Source organism: Achromobacter pestifer, from assembly GCF_013267355.1.
Taxonomy (GTDB): domain Bacteria; phylum Pseudomonadota; class Gammaproteobacteria; order Burkholderiales; family Burkholderiaceae_B; genus Achromobacter; species Achromobacter pestifer_A.
Map to the genome: position 1 here is coordinate 1,289,691 of NZ_CP053985.1, position 18,967 is coordinate 1,308,657.

The following is an 18,967-nucleotide window of genomic DNA, read 5'->3' on the forward strand; positions in this document are numbered from 1 at the left end:
ATGCTACCGGCCGCTGATGACAGGATATCCGGGCAGCCGCAAGCCGCCCATGAAAAAGGCCGGCATGTGCCGGCCTTTCCGTTTGCTGTGGCTTACTTCGCCGGCGCTGCGGGCGCTTCGGCGGGCTTGTCGCCAGCGGCCGGAACGGCCGGGGTGGCGGGCGCCGCCGGCACCGAGGCGTCGGGCTTGGCCGGAGCGGCGGGCACCGAGCTGGCGCCCGGGACCGACGACGCGCCAGCGGGAGCGGCAGGCGCAGCGCCCGGCACTTGCGGCACCGAACGGTCCGCCGGGAAGCTTTGCATCACGCCGGAATCGACGGCCGGGCCGCTGGTGCCCTTGTGGCTGACATAAGCCAGGCCGGCGGTGGACGCGAAGAAGACCACGGCGGCCCACTTGGTCGCGCGCGACAGGAAGTTCGCCGCGCCGGTGGCGCCGAACAGGCTGCCGGACGAGCCGCTACCGAAAGCGGACCCCATGTCGGCGCCTTTGCCCTGCTGAAGCAGAACCAGGACGATGATAGCCAGCGCCGAGATCACTTGGACGGCCAGCAGGATTTTGAGCATCAAGGGCATTACAGACTCCGGAACGGAAACTTAGATAGCGGCGATTCGCAAAAATTCTTCGGCCACGAGCGACGCGCCGCCGACCAGGGCCCCGTCGATATCAGTCATGGCGAACAAACTGGCGGCGTTGGCAGCTTTGACGCTGCCGCCGTACAACACTTGCACCTGCGCCGCGCCCAGCGCGCGCAGGGCGGCGCGGATGGCGCCATGGACTTCCTGCGCCTGCTCGGGGCTGGCAGTGCGGCCGGTGCCGATGGCCCAGACGGGTTCGTAGGCCAGGACCATGCGCGAAACCGCGTCGGCGCCCAGCGCCAGCACAGGCTTCAACTGGCGTTCGATCACGGCCAGCGTATTGCCGGCTTCGCGGTCGGCCAGGGATTCGCCCACGCACACGACCGGGGTCAGGCCGGCGGCCAGCGCGGCCTGGGCCTTGGCGGCCACGGCTGCGTCGGTCTCGCCGTGCAGCACGCGGCGCTCGGAGTGGCCGGCCAGCGCCCAGCGGCAGCCGAATTCCTTCAGCATGGCGCCGGAGACTTCGCCGGTGTAGGCGCCCTTTTCATGGGCGCTGACGTCTTGCGCGCCCCAGGACACGCTGCTGCCGGTCAGGGCCGACGCCGCTTGCGCGAGGTAGGGGAACGGCACACAGATGCCGATTTCGCAGTGGCTCGCAGCATCCGCGGCGCGCAGCTCGGTCAGCAACGCGGCGTTCTCGGCCAGGTTGCCGTGCATCTTCCAGTTGCCCAGCACGAGGCGGGCGCGGTTTTCGACTGAAGTCATGGCGAGGTATCTGTATCGGTTGGACTGGGGCGAGCCAAGGGCTGCATAGCAACCGCCCACGGGCCTGCCTGGAAAAAATTCCAGGCGAAACCCGTGATTGTATCCTGTTGCGGGACGCTACGCCGAGCGCCCCCCATTTCTTACATGGTCAGGATGATTTTGCCAATATTTTCACCGCTTTCCATCATGGCATGGGCGCGCGAAGCCTCGGCCAGCGGGAAGGTGGCGTGCACGATGGGCTTGATGGCCCCTTTTTCCAGCAGGGGCCAGGCCTGTTCGCGCAGGGCGCGGGCGATGGCGCCCTTGAAGGCGACCGGACGGGGACGCAAGGTCGAGCCGGTGATGGTCAGGCGGCGGCGCATGACCTGGGCCGTATCCACGTTGGCGTGGGAGCCGCCCAGCTGGGCGATGATGACGATGCGGCCGTCGTCGGCCAGGCACTGCATGTCGCGGCCGATGTAATCGCCGGCCACCATGTCCAGGATCACGTCCACGCCGCGTCCGCCGGTGGCGTCCAGGACTTCCTTCACGAAATCCTGGGTCTTGTAGTTGATGCCGCGCTCGGCGCCCAGCGCTTCCACGGCGCGGGCCCGGTCATCGCTGCCGACGGTGGCATAGACCTTGTGGCCCATGGCGCGGGCCAGCTGGATGGCCGTGGTACCGATGCCGCTGGCGCCGCCGTGCACCAGCAGCGCTTCGCCTTCGGACAGGCGGCCGCGGTCGAACACGTTGCTCCAGACGGTGAAATAGGTTTCCGGCAGGCCGGCCGCCTCGATGTCGGACAGGCCCTTGGGGATGGGCAGGCATTGGGCCGCGGGCGCGACGCAATACTCGGCGTAGCCGCCGCCCGCCACCAGGGCGCAGACCTTGTCACCCAGGGCGAAACCGCTGCCGGCCAGGTCGCCGCCGACGATCTCGCCGGCCACTTCCAGGCCCGGCAGATCCGAGGCGCCGCGCGGCGGCGCGTAGTTGCCCTTGCGCTGGAACACGTCGGGACGATTGACGCCCGCGGCGCTCACTTTGATCAAGACTTCACCCGCGCCGGTTTCCGGCGTGGGCCGTTCGACGGGGACCAGGACCTCGGGGCCACCAGGGCGAGAGATTTCTACGGCGTGCATCGCGTGCCTCCTTTGCAGCAAATGGATTATTATTGCGCCCTTTACGGCGTATCGTGTCCCCACCCAGGCAGATTGTTTGCCTGATGGCCGGATCGCCGGAATATACGCAATACCAGGAAGCGTGGCAGAGTGGTCGATTGCACCGGTCTTGAAAACCGGCAACGGGCAACCGTTCGTGAGTTCGAATCTCACCGCTTCCGCCAGAACACCCGATGCCAGCGCGCATCACCGCCCCCCAAGGCGGCAGAGGCCTATAGGCTGCCGTACGAATGCAGCCCCGACAGGAACATGTTGACCCCCAGGAAGGCGAAGCTCGTCACGACCAGTCCGGCGAGCGCCCAGTAGGCCGCCACCTCTCCCCGCAAGCCCTTGAGCAGCCGCATGTGCAGCCAGGCGGCATAGTTCAGCCACACGATCAGCGCCCAGGTTTCCTTGGGATCCCATTGCCAGTATGCGCCCCAGGCGTCGGCCGCCCACAGCGCGCCCAATACCGTGGCCACGGTGAAGAAGGCGAAGCCCAGCGCAATGGCCCGGTACATGATGTCCTCCAGCACCTCCAGGGACGGCAGCCGGCGGGCGATGGGCCGACGCAGCGCCAATACCGCGCCGACCGCCATGGCGCCCACGCCGAAATACAACATCCACACGCGAGAAAACCGCCCTGAGCCGAAGATCATCGGCTCGGCGCATAGCAGCGCGCCCAGCAGGAACACCGGAATCAGGCGCTTGCCCGCGGCGCTCTGCCCGTGCAGCTTGACCAGGTACGCGAAGCCCACCGCGCCCGCCAGCGAGAACGTGCCGTAGCCGACGAAATTGGCCGGCACGTGCAGCTTCATCCACCAGCTTTGCAGCGCGGGAACCAGCGGCTGGATCTGATGGGCGCCGCGCGTGAGCGAGTACCAGGACAGGAACACGACCATCGAGGCGACCACCAGCATGACGAAGCCGCCCAGCGCCCGCGTGGCGTAGCGGGCCTCGTAATAGAGGTAGAACAGCGCCGTGACCAGCGCGAAGAAAACGAACACCTCGTACAGGTTGCTGACCGGAATGTGTCCTACATCCGGTCCCAGCAAATGCCCTTCGCGCCAGCGCACCAGAAGACCGGTCAGGCCCGCCCATACCCCGCCCCAGGTCAGGACCGTGCCCAGCCAGGCGATCGCGGGCCTGGCCAGGCCCGCCCAGTAGCAGAGCGTGCCCAGGACGAACAGGCAGCTCATCCAGAGTATGGCCGACTGCGACGACAGCAGGTACTTGAGCAGGAAGACGCTCTCGGCGCGCCCCAGATCGCCCTGGAGCAGCCCTGCCCCGCCCGCATACAGCCACACCGCCAGCAGCGCACTGGCGCCGCTGGCCAGGACCAGAGACCGCAAGGGACGCCACAGCCACCCCAGCCACGCCAACGCCGGCACGGCGCCGACCAGCATCGCTTTCTCGTAGCCGTTCAGGAATTGACCAAAATCCGCCAGCGCATAGGCGCAGCCGGCAAGGCAGATCAGCAGGAACCCGGCATCGGTCCGGTTCAAACGCCTGCCGGTCCGGGCTGCGGCATTCGCAACATCCGGCACGGACTGGCGGGAAGTCAGCGGGGCGGGCCCGGCGGCGGTAAGCGGCATCGCAGCATCTCCATGCGTGACGGCCCGCCCGCAGCCTGGCCGCAGGAGAGTCCAATCACATATTTGTCATAGGACAAATTCATTCTAAGTACGACCCAGTAACGCTGCATAGCCACGCCGCCGGCCCTCGCGCCGCGCCGCCATCCCTACCGGAAACGCCGCAACCGTGCTAAATGCCCCCGCAGCGCGCTTCCTCCAGGGACAGGCGGGACGCTGCCCGCCCAGGACAGCTTTCCTGCAGCTGCGTGCAGGCCGCAAGCACCCGCGCCATGGCCTGGGCGATTTCGCCGGTTTCCAGGCCGGCATAGCCGAACAGCAGATGCCGGGGCTCGGCGCCGTCGGCCGCGCTGGCGGCGGCCTGGGCCAGCGGGTACAGCCTCACGCCCTGCGCCAGCGCGGCGGCGGCGACCACATCGGCGTCCGGACTGTCCGCCGGCAGTTCGAAGGCCAGATGCATCCCCGAATTCTGTCCGCTGACCCGGCCGCGTCCGCCCCAGACCTTGCGGATGCCGCGCAGCAGCTCGTCACGCTGCGCCTGATAGCGCCGCCGCAGGGTTTGCAGGTGGCGCGCGAAACAGTTCTCGTCGAAGTAGCGGGCCAGCACGGCCTGCGTCAGCCATGGACTGCCGTTGTTGAGCAACGCCTTGCGCTCGGTGAAATCGTCGACCAGCGCAGGCGGGCAGACCATGTATCCCAGCCTCAGGCCAGGTCCCAGCGTCTTGGAGAACGTGCCCAGGTACGCGACCTGCCGCGGGCTCATCGCCGCCAGCGGCATGGGCAGCACGGATTCGTAGCAAAAGTCGCCGTCGTAGTCGTCCTCGATGATCAGCGCGCCGCTGCGGCCCGCCCATTCGAGCAGTTGCCGCCGCCTGGACAGGGACATGGCGTGGCCCAGGGGGTACTGGTGCGACGGCGTCACATAGGCCAGCCTGGCCGGCCCTTCCGGCAGCAGGTCGGTGCGCAGCCCCTCTCCGTCGACCGGGACCGGCGCTTCCTGCGCGCCATGCCGCCGCACCAGATTCCTGAAGCCCGCATAACAGGGGGACTCGAACACCGCCCGGCCGTGGCGGTCCAGGAAATGCGAGGCGATCAGGCTCAAGGCTTCCTGGCTGCCGGCGGTGATCAGCACCTGTTCCGGCTCGACCTTCAGCGCCTTGGCCGCCGACAGGTAATCCGCTACCTGCACGCGCAAACCCCACAGGCCGGCCGGCGGCGCGTATTCGGCCATGGCGCGGCCCGCGTGCCGCAGCAGCTGGTTGGACAGCGTGATGAACTGGCGCAGGGGAAAGGCGTGGACCGAGGGACGGCCGACCTTGAAGTCATAGCGCAGGGGCATGGGCGCCGGCTGGCCGCAGACGCCGCTGGACAGGGCCTGGCTGACGGCATCGGCGTAGACCGGCGAACGGTCCTGGACAAAATCGGGACAACGCGGATTGATGATCAGGCTGCGGTTCAGCGTCACGAAGTAGCCGCGGCTGGGCTTGCTCTGGATCAGGCTGGAATCGATCAACAGCTCATACGCGCCCAGCACGGTGTTCTTCGATACCTGCAGCAGCGATGACATGCGGTTGATCGCCGGCAGCCGGTCCCCTTCCTGCAGCCGTCCGGCGCGTATCAGCGCCTCGATCTGGTCAGCGATCTGCTGCTTGTAGGGTTTTGCATCCAGGCGGGAGAGGGTGAGCGGTAGTGAAAACATGGCGGACAACCACAGGACAAAAGATGGCGCCGGCCTTTCGAAGCGGCGCGGGCCGGCCGCGCTCCGTTTGCTATCACGGTAGTCCTCCGGCCTTGGCATTGTTTTGTCCTATGTCAAAAAATCGATTGGACCGTAACCATGGCACGCGCGGGACCCGTGCCTTATCGGCCCAGGGCCGCGGTGACACAGTGCATGTGCCGCAGTTTCGGCAAGAACCTTACGGGAGAGATCGACATGCACACCAAGCTATTGAGCGCGGCCTGGCTGCTCGTCTCGGCCGGCGCCGCCTGGAGTGCGCCGGCCGAGGAGTACCTCAAGGCGAATCAGTTGTTCCAGCAGAACTGCGCCGTCTGTCATGGCGCCGACCGCGGCGGCTACATCGCGCCGGGCCTGACCAGCGACCGCCTGGTCCAGAGCGAGGCGGCGCTGCGCGGCACCATCATGACCGGCATCCCCGACACGCTGATGCCGCCTTTCGTGGGCCGCTTGTCCGACGAGGAGATCCGCTCGCTCGCCCGTCTGATCAAGACCCAGGCGGCGGACGATCCGAAATGGGGCCTGGACCAGATCCGCGCCAGCGTGCAGGTGGTGGTCGACGAAGCCACCCTGCCCGCCAAGCCGACCTATGCCATCGACACCGTGTACGACCTGATGGTGGTCATGGCGCGCGGGCGCTACGGGCGCGGCGACGCGGGCAACAATGCGCGCACCGTGTTCCTGGACGGCAAGACCAACAAAGTGGTCGGCGAGATCGCCACGCCGGTGGCGCCGCACATCATGGATTTCAGCCCCGTGGCGGAGCGCTGGGCCTGGCTCAAGAGCGACGACGGCATGGTCTACAAGATCGACCTGTATTCGTTGCAGATTGTGCGCCAGGCCAAGGTCGGCCTGACGGGCCCCGGCATCGCCCTGTCCAACGACGGCAAGTGGCTGGCGATCAGCTCGTTCGTGCCCAAAAGCGTTGCCATCCTGAAGGCGGACACGCTGGAACCAGTCAAGTACATGGACCTGGAGGGCGAGGACCCGGACGGCAAGTTCGTCAAGTCGGCCGGCGGCCCGGTGATCGGCAGCCGGATCAACAACAAGTTCGCCCTGACGCTGCGCCAGGCGGGCCAGATCTGGATCATTGACCCCGACAAGCCCGACATGCCCGTGACCAAGCTGGCCAAGGTCGGCCGCATGCTGCATGACACCTTCCTCACGCCCGACGGGCGCTACTCCATGGTGGCGTCCTACGACGACAACAAGATCGTCGCGATCGACTTCAAGGAGGACAAGGTGGTGCGCGACATCCCCGCCGGCTGCCAGCCCCACGTCGGCTCGGGCGCGGTGACCGAGGTCAACGGCCGCTTCCTGGCGTTCGGCACCAATATCGGCACCTGCGACAAGGGCTCCGTGGTCACGGTGTGGGACACCAAGGACTTTTCCGTGGTCAAGCAGATCCCCGTGGCGGGAGCCACTGAATCGCCCGCCGCCCATCCGAACGCGCCGTATGTGGCGGTGGACATCGTCGACAAGGACAAGCGCGCAGCCTGGATCCAGCTGATCGACAAGAACACGCTGGAAGTGGCCAAGACGCTGGACGTGGGCGGGCATGCCTTCTTCCCCGACTACAACCGCACCGGCAACTACCTGTATGTCAGCTCGGGCTACTGGGGCGACCGCATCAAGATCTACGACAGCAAGACCCTGGAGCTGGTGGCGGAACACAAGATGGAAAGCCCCTCGGGCATCTTCTCCCGCGCCCGCACCCGCTGGCTGACCATCGGCCTGTCCGAAACGCGCAAATTCTGAGCCGAGGAACCCAGACATGAAACCGCTATTCCGCATACTCGCTGCGCTGCTGCTGTCCCAGGCCGCCGCGCACGCGCTGGCCGCCGATGGCCAAGCCGCGCTCATCGCCGGCGGCAATCCCGACACGCTCTCGCCCCACGTTTCCGCCATGCTGCCGCTATGCGCGTCCTGCCATGGCGCGGACGGGATCAGCGCCGTCGGCCTATATCCCAATCTTGCAGGGCAGAAAGCTGAATACCTGGTGAAACAGCTCAATGCCTTCAAAACCCGGGAACGCAACGACCCGGTCATGAGTTCCATGGCCGAGCCCTTGAGCCCCGAAGCCATCCAGGAGCTGGCCCAGTACTTCTCCAGCCGCAAGTAGGAGGAACCCGCCATGGACGCGCCATCCGCGATGCTGTTCCCGGTGTTCTTCAACCTGGCCGGCCGGCAGGTGGTCGTGGTGGGCGGCGGGGCCGTGGCCGAGCGCAAGATCAGGCTGCTGCTTGCGGCCGGCGCCGCCATTGCCGTGGCGGCGCCGGCCCTGACGTCCTGGCTGCGGGCGGCCGCGGACCAGGGCAAGATCCAACATCTGCCCGCCGCGTTCTCGCCGGCCTGCCTGGACGGCGCCTGGCTGGCGGTGGCCGCGACCGATCACGGCGACACGAACCAGGCGGTCGCCGCGGCGGCGCTGGCGCGCCGCATTCCCTGCAACGTGGTCGACGATCCCGTACTTTCGACGATACAAGTGCCGGCCATCCTGGACCGTTCCCCGCTGGTGGTGGCGGTGTCTTCAGGCGGCTGCGCGCCCGTGCTGGCGCGACGCATCCGCGAACGGCTCGAGGCGTTGCTCGACGAGAGCACGGGAGATCTGGCAAGGCTCGCGGCGCGCTACCGCAGCCGCATCGTCTCGCGCTTTCGCGACCTGGACGAGCGCCGCGACTTCTACGACTGGATGCTGGACGGCCCGCTGCCCTCTTTGCTGGCGGCGGGAGACGGCCGGCAGGCCGGTCTGGCGCTCGAAGCCGCGATGCAGGCCGACGCCCCGCCCCGCATGGGCAGCGCGACGATACTGGCGGCCGCCGACGGTCCCGCCGATCTGTTGACCCTGCGCGCCTTGCGCATGCTGAACCAGGCCGACCTGGTCGCGCATGTGCCAGCCGTCAATCCGGCCATCCTGGACAAGGCGAGACGGGACGCGGCGAGGGTCGAGCTGAAAGGCCCCGGTATGCAGCCCGAGCCGGCCGTTGCCGCGGGCGCGGGGCTGGAATGGCTGGCCCGGCAGGTACGGGCGGGCCAGCGCGCCGTCCTGCTGTTGGGAGCCGCGCACGATCCGAAGCTGCTGGCGCGGCGCATGGCGGCTTGCGGCGTGGCGTGCAGCGTGCTGTGATGCCTTGCCGCCAGGCCCGCGCTTCGATCAGGAACGTCCGTCCTTGGCCGCCTCGCCGGCATTGGCACCCGCCAGCGCCGCCGCCAGATAAGTCCGGCCCCGCTCGCTGAAAGATAGCGACGCCGCCGCCTGCCTGCCGGCCTCGTCCATCTTGTGCCAGGTCTTCTGCAGCACCGCGACGACCTTGTCCGGATAACGGTCGCAGAATTCCTCGTACTGGTGCTCCAGGAACACCAGGCACAGTGCGTTCTCCATGCATTGCACGTCGGCATCGCGCTTGATACCCTGCTTGCGCACGATCTTCAGTACCGCCTGTATGGTTTCCTCGTCCTGGCCTGCGCTGGCGAGCAGCCTTGCGGCGATGTCCGCGTGGTGTTCCTTGAGCGTATTGCGCCATTGCAGATAGCCTGCCCTGCCCGCCGCACAGGCCTCGCGCGGAACCTCCCAGCGGCCGATGTGCTGGCAGCTTGCGGCCAGGCGCAAGGCGGGGCCGGCCTGCGGGGCCAGCTTCGCCACCCAGTCGTGGAGGAATTGGGCGTACAGCCATTCGCGCGGCTGCATGGCGCCATTCCAGGCGACCAGATTGGGATCGCGCCGGTTGTAGTCATCGAACAGCTGCAAGGCGCGCTGCAGCGGCGCGTCCTCTCCATTGGCCGGTATGGGCGGGAATTCCATTCGAGCTCCTGTCTCGTCTTCGTTCAGATAACAGCCGGGATCTTCGGCCCAAAGGTCGCCCGACTGCTTCTGCGCGCGGATGCGGGTGTTGCCGTTGCAGATGTCCAGGTAAGCGCAGCTGGCGCAACGTCCCTTGACGGGCCGCGGCCGCAGCCGCAACAGCTTGAGCAAGGGCTCGGCGGGATCCGACCAGATTTCCGAGAAGGGCCGCAGGCGCACGTTTCCCAGAGTGTAGTGCCACCACATGGTGTCGGCGTGGACATTGCCCCGGTTGTCGATGTTGGCAACGTTCATGCCGCTGGCGTTGCCGCCCCACTGCCGCAGCCTGGCCTCGATATGCGGCGCGCGGTCCGGGAAACGGCGGCGCACCCAATGCAGGAAGAACACGCCATCGGCATCGTTGTTGCCGGAGGTGAACTCCCGTGGCCTGCCGGCCGCGGCCTGTTCCAGGCAGGTCTCGAAGATCCGCTCCATCGCCGCCCGCGTCATGCGGTGATGGCTGTCCTCGCCCCGGTTGCGGCCGCCGCGGCCCGCGTAGTTCAGATGCGAAAAGTAAAAACGGTCGACGCTCTCGGTGTCCAGCAGCGCGAGCAGCCCGGGCAGGTCGCCGGCATTGCCCTGGGTCATGGTGTAGCGGATGCCGACCTTCAGGCCGCGGTCCCGGCACAGCCGGATGCCTTCCAGCGAGGCATCGAATGCCCCCGCCTCGCCGCGGAAGCGGTCGTGCGTCGCGCCCAGGCCGTCCAGCGAAATGCCCACGTAGTCGAAGCCGCAGCCGGCGATGGATTCGATGTTGCGCCGGTCTATCAGGGTGCCGTTGGACGACAGGCCGACGTAAAAGCCCATGGCCTTGGCCCTGCGCGCAATTTCGAAAATGTCGGGCCGCAGCAGCGGTTCGCCGCCAGACAGGATCAATGCCCTCACGCCATGGGCATGCAGATCGTCCATGGCTGCGCAGACTTCGGCGTAGTCCAATTCGCCGGCAAAGTCCTTGTCGACCGAGGCCGAATAGCAATGACGGCAATGCAGGTTGCAGCGCCGGATCAGGTTCCAGATCACCACAGGCCCGGCCGGCCTCCGGCGGGGCGCCAGCGGCGTGGGCCGCAGCAATTCGGAGACGAAGGCGGAAATGCGGAACATTCGGGTTTCCTCGCTATGCGGCCGGACCCTGGCCATCTCTCAGGCGCAAGCCGGTCTTTTTCAGGATGGCCGAGGAAAACAGCGCCTCCTGCGCCCGCAGGGCGCCCGGAAAACGAGCCGCCAAGGCCTCGGCGACTTCGGCGATGCGCGCCAGCAACGCCGCGCGGTCAGTGCCGTGCAGCATGGCGAAGAGGTTGTAGCGCCACTGTGGCGGGCGCCGGGGACGCCGATAGCAATGGCTCACGTCCGCGAGCTGGCCCAGCCAGGCGCCCACGGCATCGGCCTGTCCATCGTCCACGTCCCAGACCGTCATGCCGTTGGCCACGAATCCCAGCGCATAGTGGTTGGGCACCGCGCCGATGCGCCGGATGACGCCGCGCGCAAGCATGTCGCGCAAATGCGCCATCACCTCGGCTTCGGCGACGCCCAGCCGCTCGGCCACGGCCCGGTATGGGTCCCGCCGGATCGGCAGCCCGTCCTGCGTGGCGCGCACCAGTGACAGCTCGAACGGAGTCAGGCCGACGGCATCCATCTCAGACCTCCAGCTTCATTTCAAGGAAGTACTCGCGCTCTTTCGGAAACGCCAGCACCGGCAAGCCCGTCTCCTGTTCGATGGCCCGCAGGCAGGCGACGATGTCGGCGGGGTCGGCCGCCGCCAGCACGAACCACATGTTCAGGGCGTGCTCGCGGCGGTAGTTGTGCGCCACCTCGATCCGGCGGTTGACCAGTGCCACCACCCGCTCCCATTGCGTCCGCGGCACGGCCATCGCCGCCAGGCAGTACGCTCCGCCAGCGCGCTCGATCTGGAACAGCGGGCCGAAACGGCTCAGCGCGCCGCATTGGCGCAAGCGGGCCACGCGCGCGATCACGGCGTCTTCGTCCAGCCCCAGCGCCTGCGCGACGTCCGCGAACGGACGCGGGCTGATGGGAAAGCCGCCCTGCAGGCGATTGATCAGCGCGCGGTCGGCAGCGTCCAGCGGCGCGCCCGCGGCAGGGTCCTTGGGCCTATCCATGCGCCACCTCTTCGGGCATGAGCCTCGCGCCGCGCTGCTTGAAGCACCTGGTCGAAAACAGCACCGCATGCGGCCAGGCATCCAGCCCGAGCCGGCCGGCGATGGCATCGCGCTGCGCCCGCACCGCTTCCCGCTCTTTGCCGTGGATCATGCAGAAGAGGTTGTAGGGCCACTGCGGCAGGCTGCGCGCGCGCCGGTAGCAGAGCGTGACGCCGGGCTCGGCCCCCAGTTGCTCCCCCAGCGCATCCACCCGCGCGTCATCCACGTTCCAGACGCACATCGCATTGGCGCGATAACCAAGCTGGCGGTGCCTCAGCACCACGCCGAAGCGGCGGAACAGGCCTGCCTGCAGCCATCGCTCCAGCAAGCACAGCGCCTGGTCCTCATCCAGCCCGGCAAGAAGCCCCAGCCGGCGATAAGGTTGCGCGCAGAGGTCCAGCCCGTCCTGCACGGCGTGGAGCAAGGCTTCTTGCGCGCTGCCGGCGGGCGGCAGCGCCGCCGGCTTGCCGCGGGGCTGCGGCGGCGCGCGGCGTTGCGGCGAGCTCAGGCTGAATCCCAGATCGATGTGGTACTCGGCCTGCATGGGCAAGGCCAGCGGCTCGCAGCCGGTATCCTGCCCGATCCGCGCCAGCAAGCGCGCGAGCGCGCCGGGCGTGCGGCAGGCGGCCACGAACCACAGGTTCAGCGCATGCTCGCGCTCGTAGTTGTGATTGACTTGCGCCAGACCGCTGACGTGGGCGGCGACCTGCTCCAGACGGACGGCCGGCACATGCATGCCCACCAGCGCGCTGGCGAAGCACGACTGATGCAGCACCGGGCCGATCCGGCTCACCACGCCCTCGCGCTGCCAACGGCGAAAGCGCGCCATCACCGCGCCTTCGTCCAGGCCGGCGCGCTCGCCCACCAAGGCGTAGGGCCGCGGCACCAGCGGAAAACTCCGCTGCCAGCCGTCGAGCAGAAGCAAATCGGAATCGGACAGTTCAAAAGCCAATCCGGCCGCTCCTGTTCGTGAAGAAAATGCCGCTGGGCTGGGAGATGTCCAGCGTGGCGCCGCGTTGCAGTGTCCGGGTGTCGTACACCAGCACCCGGTCATCGTCGCGCGCAGACAGCCACACCGCCTCGCCGCGCGGCGTGAACTCCATGTGCAGCACGCCGCGGCCGGGCGCCAGCGTCCGGACCACGGCCAGGGTTTCGGTGTCGATGACCTGTACCTGGCCGTTGTCGGGCACCGCGAAGTTGACCCAGACGCGGCGGCCATCGGGCTGTGCCATGACGAACACCGGTTGGCCCAGCGTGGCGATGCGGCCGGTTTCCTGCCACGTGGAGGTGTCCACCACCAGCACCTCATGCCTGCCGATGGCCGGCAGGAACAGGCGTCCGCCCGCCGCGCTCCAGCCTCGCAGATGAGGCATCTTGTAGACCGGCAGCGCTTGTTCGCCGCGCCCATAGCCCTGCAGGATCTTGCGCACGCCCGCCTCCGGATGCCACAGGTCCATCATGGCCAGCGCATCCTCGCCGAACAGTCCGGCGATGTAGTAGCGGCCATCCGGCGTGACCAGCGCGTCGTAGGGCTGGCGGCCGGCGTCATAACGCTGCGTGACCGGCCGGGCGGGGTCCGACAGATCCGTGATCCAGATCTCGCCCGCGTCGAACAGCGCGTAGGCGAACTTCTGTCCGGGCAGGTCCGCCAGGCCGACCACCTTGGAACGCTTGCCGGGCGCATACTCGGCGGGCACTTCGCTGATCTGGCGCAAGGTCGCGGCGTCGAAGACCTTGATCCCGCCAGGCGCGTAGTTCTGCACCACGATCAGCCGCCCGTCCTGCGAGATGGCGCCGCCGATCGCATTGCCGGACTGGATGATGCGGCGGTCCACGCGCCCCCGCAGCAGATCGACCTTGGTCAGCCCGCCGTCGCGGCCGAAGACGTAGCCATGGCGGCCGTCGCGGGAATAGGCGATGTGCGCATGGGAAAGGTCGCCCAGTCCTTCGACCCGCGCCAGGCGGGTCTGTCCGCTGGTTTCGACGATGGAGACGGCGCCGTCGGCGCGCTCGATCACCATGCCAAGGTCGTTGGTGCCGCGCGGGTCGGTGGCCGCGGCACAACCGGCCAGCGCGATGGCGGCCAGGACGAGCAGGAAACGCAGTTTCATGAGCCTTCTATTCCTCTGGAAAGCCCTCGAGCAGGCGCGCCGCGATCCAGGCGGCCTCGTCGGGCGCAAGCATGCCCTGCCACCCAGGCATGGCGGTCGCGGGCAGGCCGCGCAGAATCACCTGTTCGAGATAGGCCGGCGGCTTGCCGGCAAGCGCTTGCGGCGTCAGCGCCGGCCCCAGTCCTCCAGTCAGGCGCAGCCCATGGCAGGAGCCGCAATCCTGGCGCACCAGATGGATGAGCCGCGGCGGGTCGACGGAGCCGATATCCGGCGGCGCCTGCGCTTGGCCGGCCGCCGCACCCCACCCTGTACAACACGCCAACATCAGGCATATCAGGCCGCGACCGGGGCGCATGGCTCGGCCGCGTCACGGAAAAGCCGCTGTCCGGCGCCGGCGACGGACCAGGCGCGCTGCGCCAAGCGCACCACGTCGCCCACCACCAGCAGCGTGGGCGGCTTGAAGCCGGACACCAGCTGGGGAATCTGGCGCAGGGAGGCAACCGTCCAGTCCTGGCCTTCAGTGGTGCCGGCATGGATCAGCGCGGCCGGCGTGTCGCCGCCGCGCCCATGCCGCTGCAAGGCGGCGACGATCTCGGCGGCGTTGGCCACCGCCATGTAGAACACCAGGGTACAGGTGGGGTCGGCCAGCGAACTCCAGTCCAGCTCGAGACCGGCATCGTCGCGCAGATGGCCCGTGATGAAACGCACGCTGGCCGCCACGCCCCGATGCGTCAGGGGTATGCCCAGCGCTGCCGCGCAGCCGTTGGCGGCGCTGATGCCGGGCACGACCTCGACCGGCACGCCATGCCCCGACAGGAACAGCAGTTCTTCGCCGCCCCGCCCGAAAATGAATGGGTCGCCCCCCTTCAAGCGCACCACGCGGGCACAGGTTCCCGCCAGCGACAGCAACAGCTGATGGATGTCTTCCTGCCGGTGCCGGCAGTCGCCCGCCATCTTGCCCACGTCATGGAACTGCGCGGCGGGATTGATGTAGGGCAGGATGCCGGCGCCCACCAGCCTGTCGCAGACCACGGCATCGGCCTGCTGCAACAGCCGCAAGGCGCGCACCGTAAGCAGCTCCGGATCGCCCGGGCCGGCGCCCACCAGGTAAACCGTTCCGCTCACTACGCTCTCCCTTGCAGCCGCGCTGCGCAAAATATGGCTTCAGGAGGAAGTGTAGGTAGAGGGATGCCGACGCAATAGGTACGGTCCGTGCGGCTGCCATGGGTGCGCCGGCCGCGGCCAGCGCATTTTCCCCGCGGTTCGCCGAACGTCTCCACAAGGCGTAGTATGGGAACAACCGCTGTTCACGCTCCTAGGGCCGCCCGCACTCGCGCCGCCCTCTCCACCCTCAGGAGGTAGTCATGTACAAGCACATACTCATTCCCATCGACGGATCCGAGCGCTCATATGCCGGCCTGGCGCAAGGACTGGGCCTGGCCAGCGCCCTGGGCGCAAGCGTCACTGTGCTGACGGTGTATAGCGCCTACCGCCCGACTTCCATGGAAACGGTGCACCTGGAAGGCGTGCATGCGGAATATGAGCGCGAGGCCCGGGAACTCGCCAAGTCGTACCTGTCGCAAGCGGCCGCGCAGGCCAGCGCCGCAGGCGTGCCCTGCGCCACCGAAATGCGCGAAAGCAACAACCCGGCGCAGACCATCATCGATATCGCCATGACGCAAGGCTGCGACCTGATCGCCATGGCCTCGCGCGGCCACGGCGGGCTGGCGGCCGTGCTGCTGGGCAGCCAGACGCAGAAAGTGATGGCGCAGTCGTCGCTGCCGGTGATCGTCTACCGCTGAGGCGGTCGTCTTGCGCGTATGCGCGTTAGGCCCCTGCCCGCGCCCCGTAGGTCTTGGGTATGCCGGCGGCGGCCACGCCGCTGCGCAGGCTTTCCTGCGGCAGCGCCTGGGCCAGCAAAGGGCGCGCCTGCAACAGCCGCGACAGGTCCACGCCCGTGCGGTAGCCCATGCTTTCCAGCATGAAGACCAGATCTTCGGTGACGATGTTGCCTGACGCGCCGGGCGCGAAGGGGCAACCTCCCAGGCCGCCCAGGCAGGCATCGAAGGCGCGGATGCCTTCGTCCAGACCCGCCAGCGCATTGGCCAGGCCCAGCCCCATCGTGTCGTGCAGGTGCAGTTTGACCAGCCGCGCGCCCACGGCGTCCTGCGCGGCGCGCACGGCGTCGCGCACCAGCGCCGGATGGGCGTAGCCCACGGTATCGGCCAGCGCGATCTCGTCGGCGCCCGCCAGCGCGGCGGCGGCGGCGACTTGCGCCACACGGCGCACGGGCACCGCGCCTTCCAGCGAACAGCCGAAGGCGGTAGCGACCGCCGCGTCGATCCGCATCGGCCGCGGCTGCGCCCGCGCCCAATCGACAATGGCGGCCAGCACCTCCACCTGCGCGTCGGTGCCCTTGCCTACGTTGGCGCGGCTATGCGTGTCGCTGACCGAAACGGGAAACGACAGCGCATGCGCGCCGGCCTCATAGGCGGCAATGGCGCCCTTGAGGTTGCAGACCAGCGCGACGACGGTCAGCCCGTCTATCTTCAGGACGTCGGGCAGGATGGCGCCCGTATCCGCCATCTGCGGCACCAGCCGCGGCGACACGAAGCTGCCCGCCTCGATCTCGCGCAGGCCGGCGTCGGCCAGCTGCCGGATCCAGCGCAGCTTGTCGGCCACGGACATCATGCCCTTGGCCATCTGCAACCCGTCGCGCGGGCCCACTTCGCAAAGCCTGACTTCCTGATTCATGTGTAGTCCTTTGCCGGCTGGCCTACTGCTGCACCACGATGCCCGCGCTCTCGATGGTCTGGCGCGCCTTGCCTATGTCCGACTGGATCAGCGCGGCAAACTGCTCGGTGGATACGGGATCGGTTTCCAGCCCCTGCGCCGCCAGCGCCTCCTGCACGTCCTTGCGCGCCAGCAGCTTGTTGAAGTCGCTGTTCAGGCGCGACACGACGGTTTGCGGCGTCTTGGCCGGAGCCAGCACGCCGTAATAGGTCACCACGCTGAAATCCTTGTAGCCCAGCTCCGCGACCGTGGGCACTTCCGGCAGCGCCGGATTGCGCTTGGGCGAAGTGACTGCCAACGCACGCACCTTGCCGGACTTGATCAGCGTGGCCGCCGACGAGATCGATGAACCCGCGAACTGCAGGTGCCCGCCCATCAGGTCCGCCAGCGCCGGCGCCGAGCCTTTGTAGGGCACATGCTGCATCTTGAAGCCAGCCGCGTGCTGCAGCATTTCGATGGCGATGTGCACGCCGCCGCCCGTGCCCGAGGTGCCATAGGAGATCTTGTTGGGATCTGCCTTGGCGGCGGCTATCACTTCGGGCAGCGTCTTGTACGGCGAGCTCTCCGACACCAGCAGCACCATGGGCGTGGTGGCCACTAGCGCCACCGGCGCCAGGTCCTTGACCGGGTCGTACGACACCTTCATCAGCAAGGGGATCAGGGTGACGTTGTCGGACTGGCCGATCACCAGGTCGTAACCCTGCGCGGGCGCGCGCGCCGCTTCGGCCAGGCCCAGCGCCGTACCCGCGCCCGGCTTGTTCTCGGGGATGACGGACCAGCCGTTGAGTTCATGCAGCTTGGTGCTCATCAGGCGGCCGATATAGTCGGTGCCTCCGCCCGGCGTGGACGGGATGATGATGCGGATGGGCTTGCTGGGATAGTCCTGGGCGTGTGCGGCACAGGCGGCGGCCAGCGCGGCCACCGCGAACAGTTTGCGGATCATCTTGTCTCCTCTTTGATGGATGTCTTGGCGGTCTGCGCCGCCTCGACCGATATCGGGCGCTACCGCCCGCTCATGCAATGACGCCTGCGGTGCGCAGGGCCTCGATGCGCGCGGCATCCCAACCCAAACCCTGCAGGATGGCCTGCGTGTCACCGCCCTGCCGCGGCGGATCGGAACGCTTGCCGGCCTTCAGTCCGTCGAACTCGATCGGCAGCGCGGCGGCGGATATTTCCCCGCCATCCGGCAGCCGGGTCTTCAGCAGCGCGCCGCCGGCGTTCAGGTGCGCGTCGTCCAGCAAGTCGTGCGGCTGGCGTATCGGGCCATACGACAGGCCCGCCGCTTCCAATGCCGTGCACAGTTCGTCGGTTTTCCAATGCTTCAGGATCTCTCCCACGCCCGGCACCAGCCAAGGACGCGCGGCCTCGCGGTCGACGGCGGTGGCCAGGCGCGGATCGGCGGCCCACTCGGGCGGCAGGAATTTCTGGGCGAAGTTGCGCCATTGCGCATCGCCCACCACGGCAACGAACACTCTGCCGTCCGCGGTCTCGAACACGTCGTACACGCCCCAGGGCGGCCGCCGTTCCGCGCCCATGGGCTTGGGCGCCGCACCCGTCAGCTGGTACTGCGCGATGAACTGCGCGACCAGCAGCAGATTGTTCTCGAACAGGCCGGAGCGCACATGCCTGCCCCGCCCGGTGGCGTGGCGGTCGTGCAGCGCCGCCAGCGCGCCCACCACGCCGAAGGTGCCGCCCAGGATGTCGTTGACCGAGGCCGCGACCCGCTGCGGGGCATCCGCGCCGCCATTGATGTAGGCCAGCCCGCCCATCATCTGCACCACTTCGTCGAGCGCGGTGCGCTGCTTGTAGGGGCCGGATAGAAAGCCCTTGAGCGACACGTAGATGAGCCCGGGGTTCTCGGCCGACAGCGACTCATAGTCCAGCCCGTACTGGGCCAGGCTGCCGTCGCGGAAGTTCTCCACCACCATATCCGCCTGCAAGGCCAGCTGGCGCACCACGGCCTGCCCTGCGCCCGCCTTCAGGTCGATCGCCAGGCTTTGCTTGTTGCGGTTGAAGACCGGGAAATAGCCGCTGCCCGAGCCCTTCAGACGGCGGGTGCGGTCGCCTTCGATGGGTTCCACCTTGATGACTTCGGCGCCCAGGTCGGCCAGCGCCAGGCCGGCCGCCGGCCCCATGATCATGTGGGACAGCTCCAACACCTTGATGCCGCGCAGCGGCAATTCGGTGCTGTCCATGAAGGGTGAAGCGGGTGTTGCTGCCATCTGCATATCCTCGGGCCTGACGCGATGAAAAAACGGGCGCAGGC

General features: G+C 68.0%; 19 protein-coding genes and 1 tRNA gene. 5 read left to right on the forward strand and 15 right to left on the reverse strand.

Annotated elements, in window-relative coordinates; translation table 11 throughout:
- Positions 1-92: 92 nt before the first annotated feature.
- The 3 genes from secG to FOC84_RS06365 all read right to left on the reverse strand — a co-directional run bounded on the left by secG (position 93) and on the right by FOC84_RS06365 (position 2,458).
- Positions 93-572 (reverse strand): preprotein translocase subunit SecG, encoded by a 480-nt coding sequence (gene secG, locus FOC84_RS06355; RefSeq protein ID WP_173143685.1) that lies wholly within the window; start codon positions 570-572, stop codon positions 93-95.
- 21 nt (positions 573-593) lie between these two features.
- Positions 594-1,340 carry a triose-phosphate isomerase gene (gene tpiA / locus FOC84_RS06360; protein WP_173143686.1) on the reverse strand — a complete coding sequence of 249 codons (747 nt, stop codon included), beginning with the start codon at positions 1,338-1,340 and terminating at the stop codon, positions 594-596.
- A 140-nt stretch (positions 1,341-1,480) separates the two neighbouring features.
- Positions 1,481-2,458, reverse strand: a complete 978-nt coding sequence (locus FOC84_RS06365; RefSeq protein ID WP_173143687.1) for an NAD(P)H-quinone oxidoreductase — start codon at positions 2,456-2,458, stop codon at positions 1,481-1,483.
- A 115-nt stretch (positions 2,459-2,573) separates the two neighbouring features.
- On the opposite strand from FOC84_RS06365, the gene FOC84_RS06370 reads away from it, so the two are divergent.
- Positions 2,574-2,661: transfer RNA gene (locus tag FOC84_RS06370), tRNA-Ser, on the forward strand.
- A gap of 48 nt (positions 2,662-2,709) precedes the next feature.
- Here FOC84_RS06370 and ccsB read toward each other — a convergent pair.
- Together ccsB and FOC84_RS06380 are read right to left on the reverse strand one after the other, a co-directional pair.
- On the reverse strand, positions 2,710-4,071 hold the full coding sequence (ccsB, locus tag FOC84_RS06375; RefSeq protein ID WP_173143688.1) for a c-type cytochrome biogenesis protein CcsB: 1,362 nt from the start codon (positions 4,069-4,071) through the stop codon (positions 2,710-2,712).
- A 169-nt stretch (positions 4,072-4,240) separates the two neighbouring features.
- Positions 4,241-5,767, reverse strand: coding sequence for a PLP-dependent aminotransferase family protein (locus tag FOC84_RS06380; protein WP_173143689.1), 1,527 nt, complete (start codon positions 5,765-5,767; stop codon positions 4,241-4,243).
- A 234-nt stretch (positions 5,768-6,001) separates the two neighbouring features.
- Here FOC84_RS06380 and FOC84_RS06385 point away from each other — a divergent pair, with 234 nt between their 5' ends.
- The 3 genes from FOC84_RS06385 to FOC84_RS06395 are packed head-to-tail and all read left to right on the forward strand — an operon-like array spanning position 6,002 to position 8,930.
- Positions 6,002-7,561, forward strand: coding sequence for a cytochrome D1 domain-containing protein (locus FOC84_RS06385; RefSeq protein WP_173143690.1), 1,560 nt, complete (start codon positions 6,002-6,004; stop codon positions 7,559-7,561).
- Between the two features lie 16 nt (positions 7,562-7,577).
- A complete protein-coding gene (locus FOC84_RS06390) occupies positions 7,578-7,925 on the forward strand; it encodes a c-type cytochrome (protein WP_173143691.1) in 348 nt (115 codons plus the stop codon).
- Between the two features lie 12 nt (positions 7,926-7,937).
- Complete coding sequence (locus tag FOC84_RS06395) at positions 7,938-8,930, forward strand: siroheme synthase (RefSeq protein WP_217278788.1); 993 nt, start codon at positions 7,938-7,940, stop codon at positions 8,928-8,930.
- Positions 8,931-8,957: 27 nt separating this feature from the next.
- Here FOC84_RS06395 and nirJ read toward each other — a convergent pair whose 3' ends face one another.
- Genes nirJ through cobA form a run of 7 tightly spaced genes read right to left on the reverse strand, consistent with a single transcriptional unit; the run spans position 8,958 to position 15,033 of the window.
- Entirely contained in the window at positions 8,958-10,745 is a 1,788-nt protein-coding gene (gene nirJ / locus FOC84_RS33585) for a heme d1 biosynthesis radical SAM protein NirJ (protein WP_438800863.1), read from the reverse strand.
- Between the two features lie 13 nt (positions 10,746-10,758).
- Complete coding sequence (gene ahbB, locus FOC84_RS06410) at positions 10,759-11,277, reverse strand: siroheme decarboxylase subunit beta (protein WP_173143692.1); 519 nt, start codon at positions 11,275-11,277, stop codon at positions 10,759-10,761.
- A gap of 1 nt (position 11,278) precedes the next feature.
- Positions 11,279-11,758, reverse strand: a complete 480-nt coding sequence (locus FOC84_RS06415) for an Lrp/AsnC family transcriptional regulator (protein ID WP_173143693.1) — start codon at positions 11,756-11,758, stop codon at positions 11,279-11,281.
- A complete protein-coding gene (ahbB, locus tag FOC84_RS06420) occupies positions 11,751-12,749 on the reverse strand; it encodes a siroheme decarboxylase subunit beta (protein WP_217278789.1) in 999 nt (332 codons plus the stop codon). The genes FOC84_RS06415 and ahbB (FOC84_RS06420) overlap by 8 nt, the downstream gene beginning before the upstream one ends.
- On the reverse strand, positions 12,739-13,908 hold the full coding sequence (locus tag FOC84_RS06425; RefSeq protein WP_173143695.1) for a cytochrome D1 domain-containing protein: 1,170 nt from the start codon (positions 13,906-13,908) through the stop codon (positions 12,739-12,741). The genes ahbB (FOC84_RS06420) and FOC84_RS06425 overlap by 11 nt, the downstream gene beginning before the upstream one ends.
- A 7-nt stretch (positions 13,909-13,915) precedes the next feature.
- Positions 13,916-14,233, reverse strand: coding sequence for a c-type cytochrome (locus FOC84_RS06430; protein ID WP_302053190.1), 318 nt, complete (start codon positions 14,231-14,233; stop codon positions 13,916-13,918).
- An 8-nt stretch (positions 14,234-14,241) separates the two neighbouring features.
- The gene (gene cobA / locus FOC84_RS06435; protein ID WP_173143697.1) at positions 14,242-15,033 is read right to left on the reverse strand and encodes a uroporphyrinogen-III C-methyltransferase; all 792 of its coding nucleotides are present in this window, start codon (positions 15,031-15,033) and stop codon (positions 14,242-14,244) included.
- Positions 15,034-15,272: 239 nt separating this feature from the next.
- On the opposite strand from cobA, the gene FOC84_RS06440 reads away from it, so the two are divergent.
- On the forward strand, positions 15,273-15,710 hold the full coding sequence (locus FOC84_RS06440; RefSeq protein WP_173143698.1) for a universal stress protein: 438 nt from the start codon (positions 15,273-15,275) through the stop codon (positions 15,708-15,710).
- 25 nt (positions 15,711-15,735) lie between these two features.
- Here FOC84_RS06440 and FOC84_RS06445 read toward each other — a convergent pair whose 3' ends face one another.
- From FOC84_RS06445 to FOC84_RS06455, 3 genes are all read right to left on the reverse strand, one after another.
- Positions 15,736-16,662: a hydroxymethylglutaryl-CoA lyase gene (locus tag FOC84_RS06445; RefSeq protein WP_173143699.1), complete on the reverse strand. Its 927-nt coding sequence runs from the start codon at positions 16,660-16,662 to the stop codon at positions 15,736-15,738.
- Between the two features lie 22 nt (positions 16,663-16,684).
- Complete coding sequence (locus FOC84_RS06450) at positions 16,685-17,644, reverse strand: Bug family tripartite tricarboxylate transporter substrate binding protein (protein ID WP_173143700.1); 960 nt, start codon at positions 17,642-17,644, stop codon at positions 16,685-16,687.
- A 70-nt stretch (positions 17,645-17,714) separates the two neighbouring features.
- Complete coding sequence (locus FOC84_RS06455; RefSeq protein WP_173143701.1) at positions 17,715-18,923, reverse strand: CaiB/BaiF CoA transferase family protein; 1,209 nt, start codon at positions 18,921-18,923, stop codon at positions 17,715-17,717.
- Positions 18,924-18,967 lie beyond the last annotated feature (44 nt).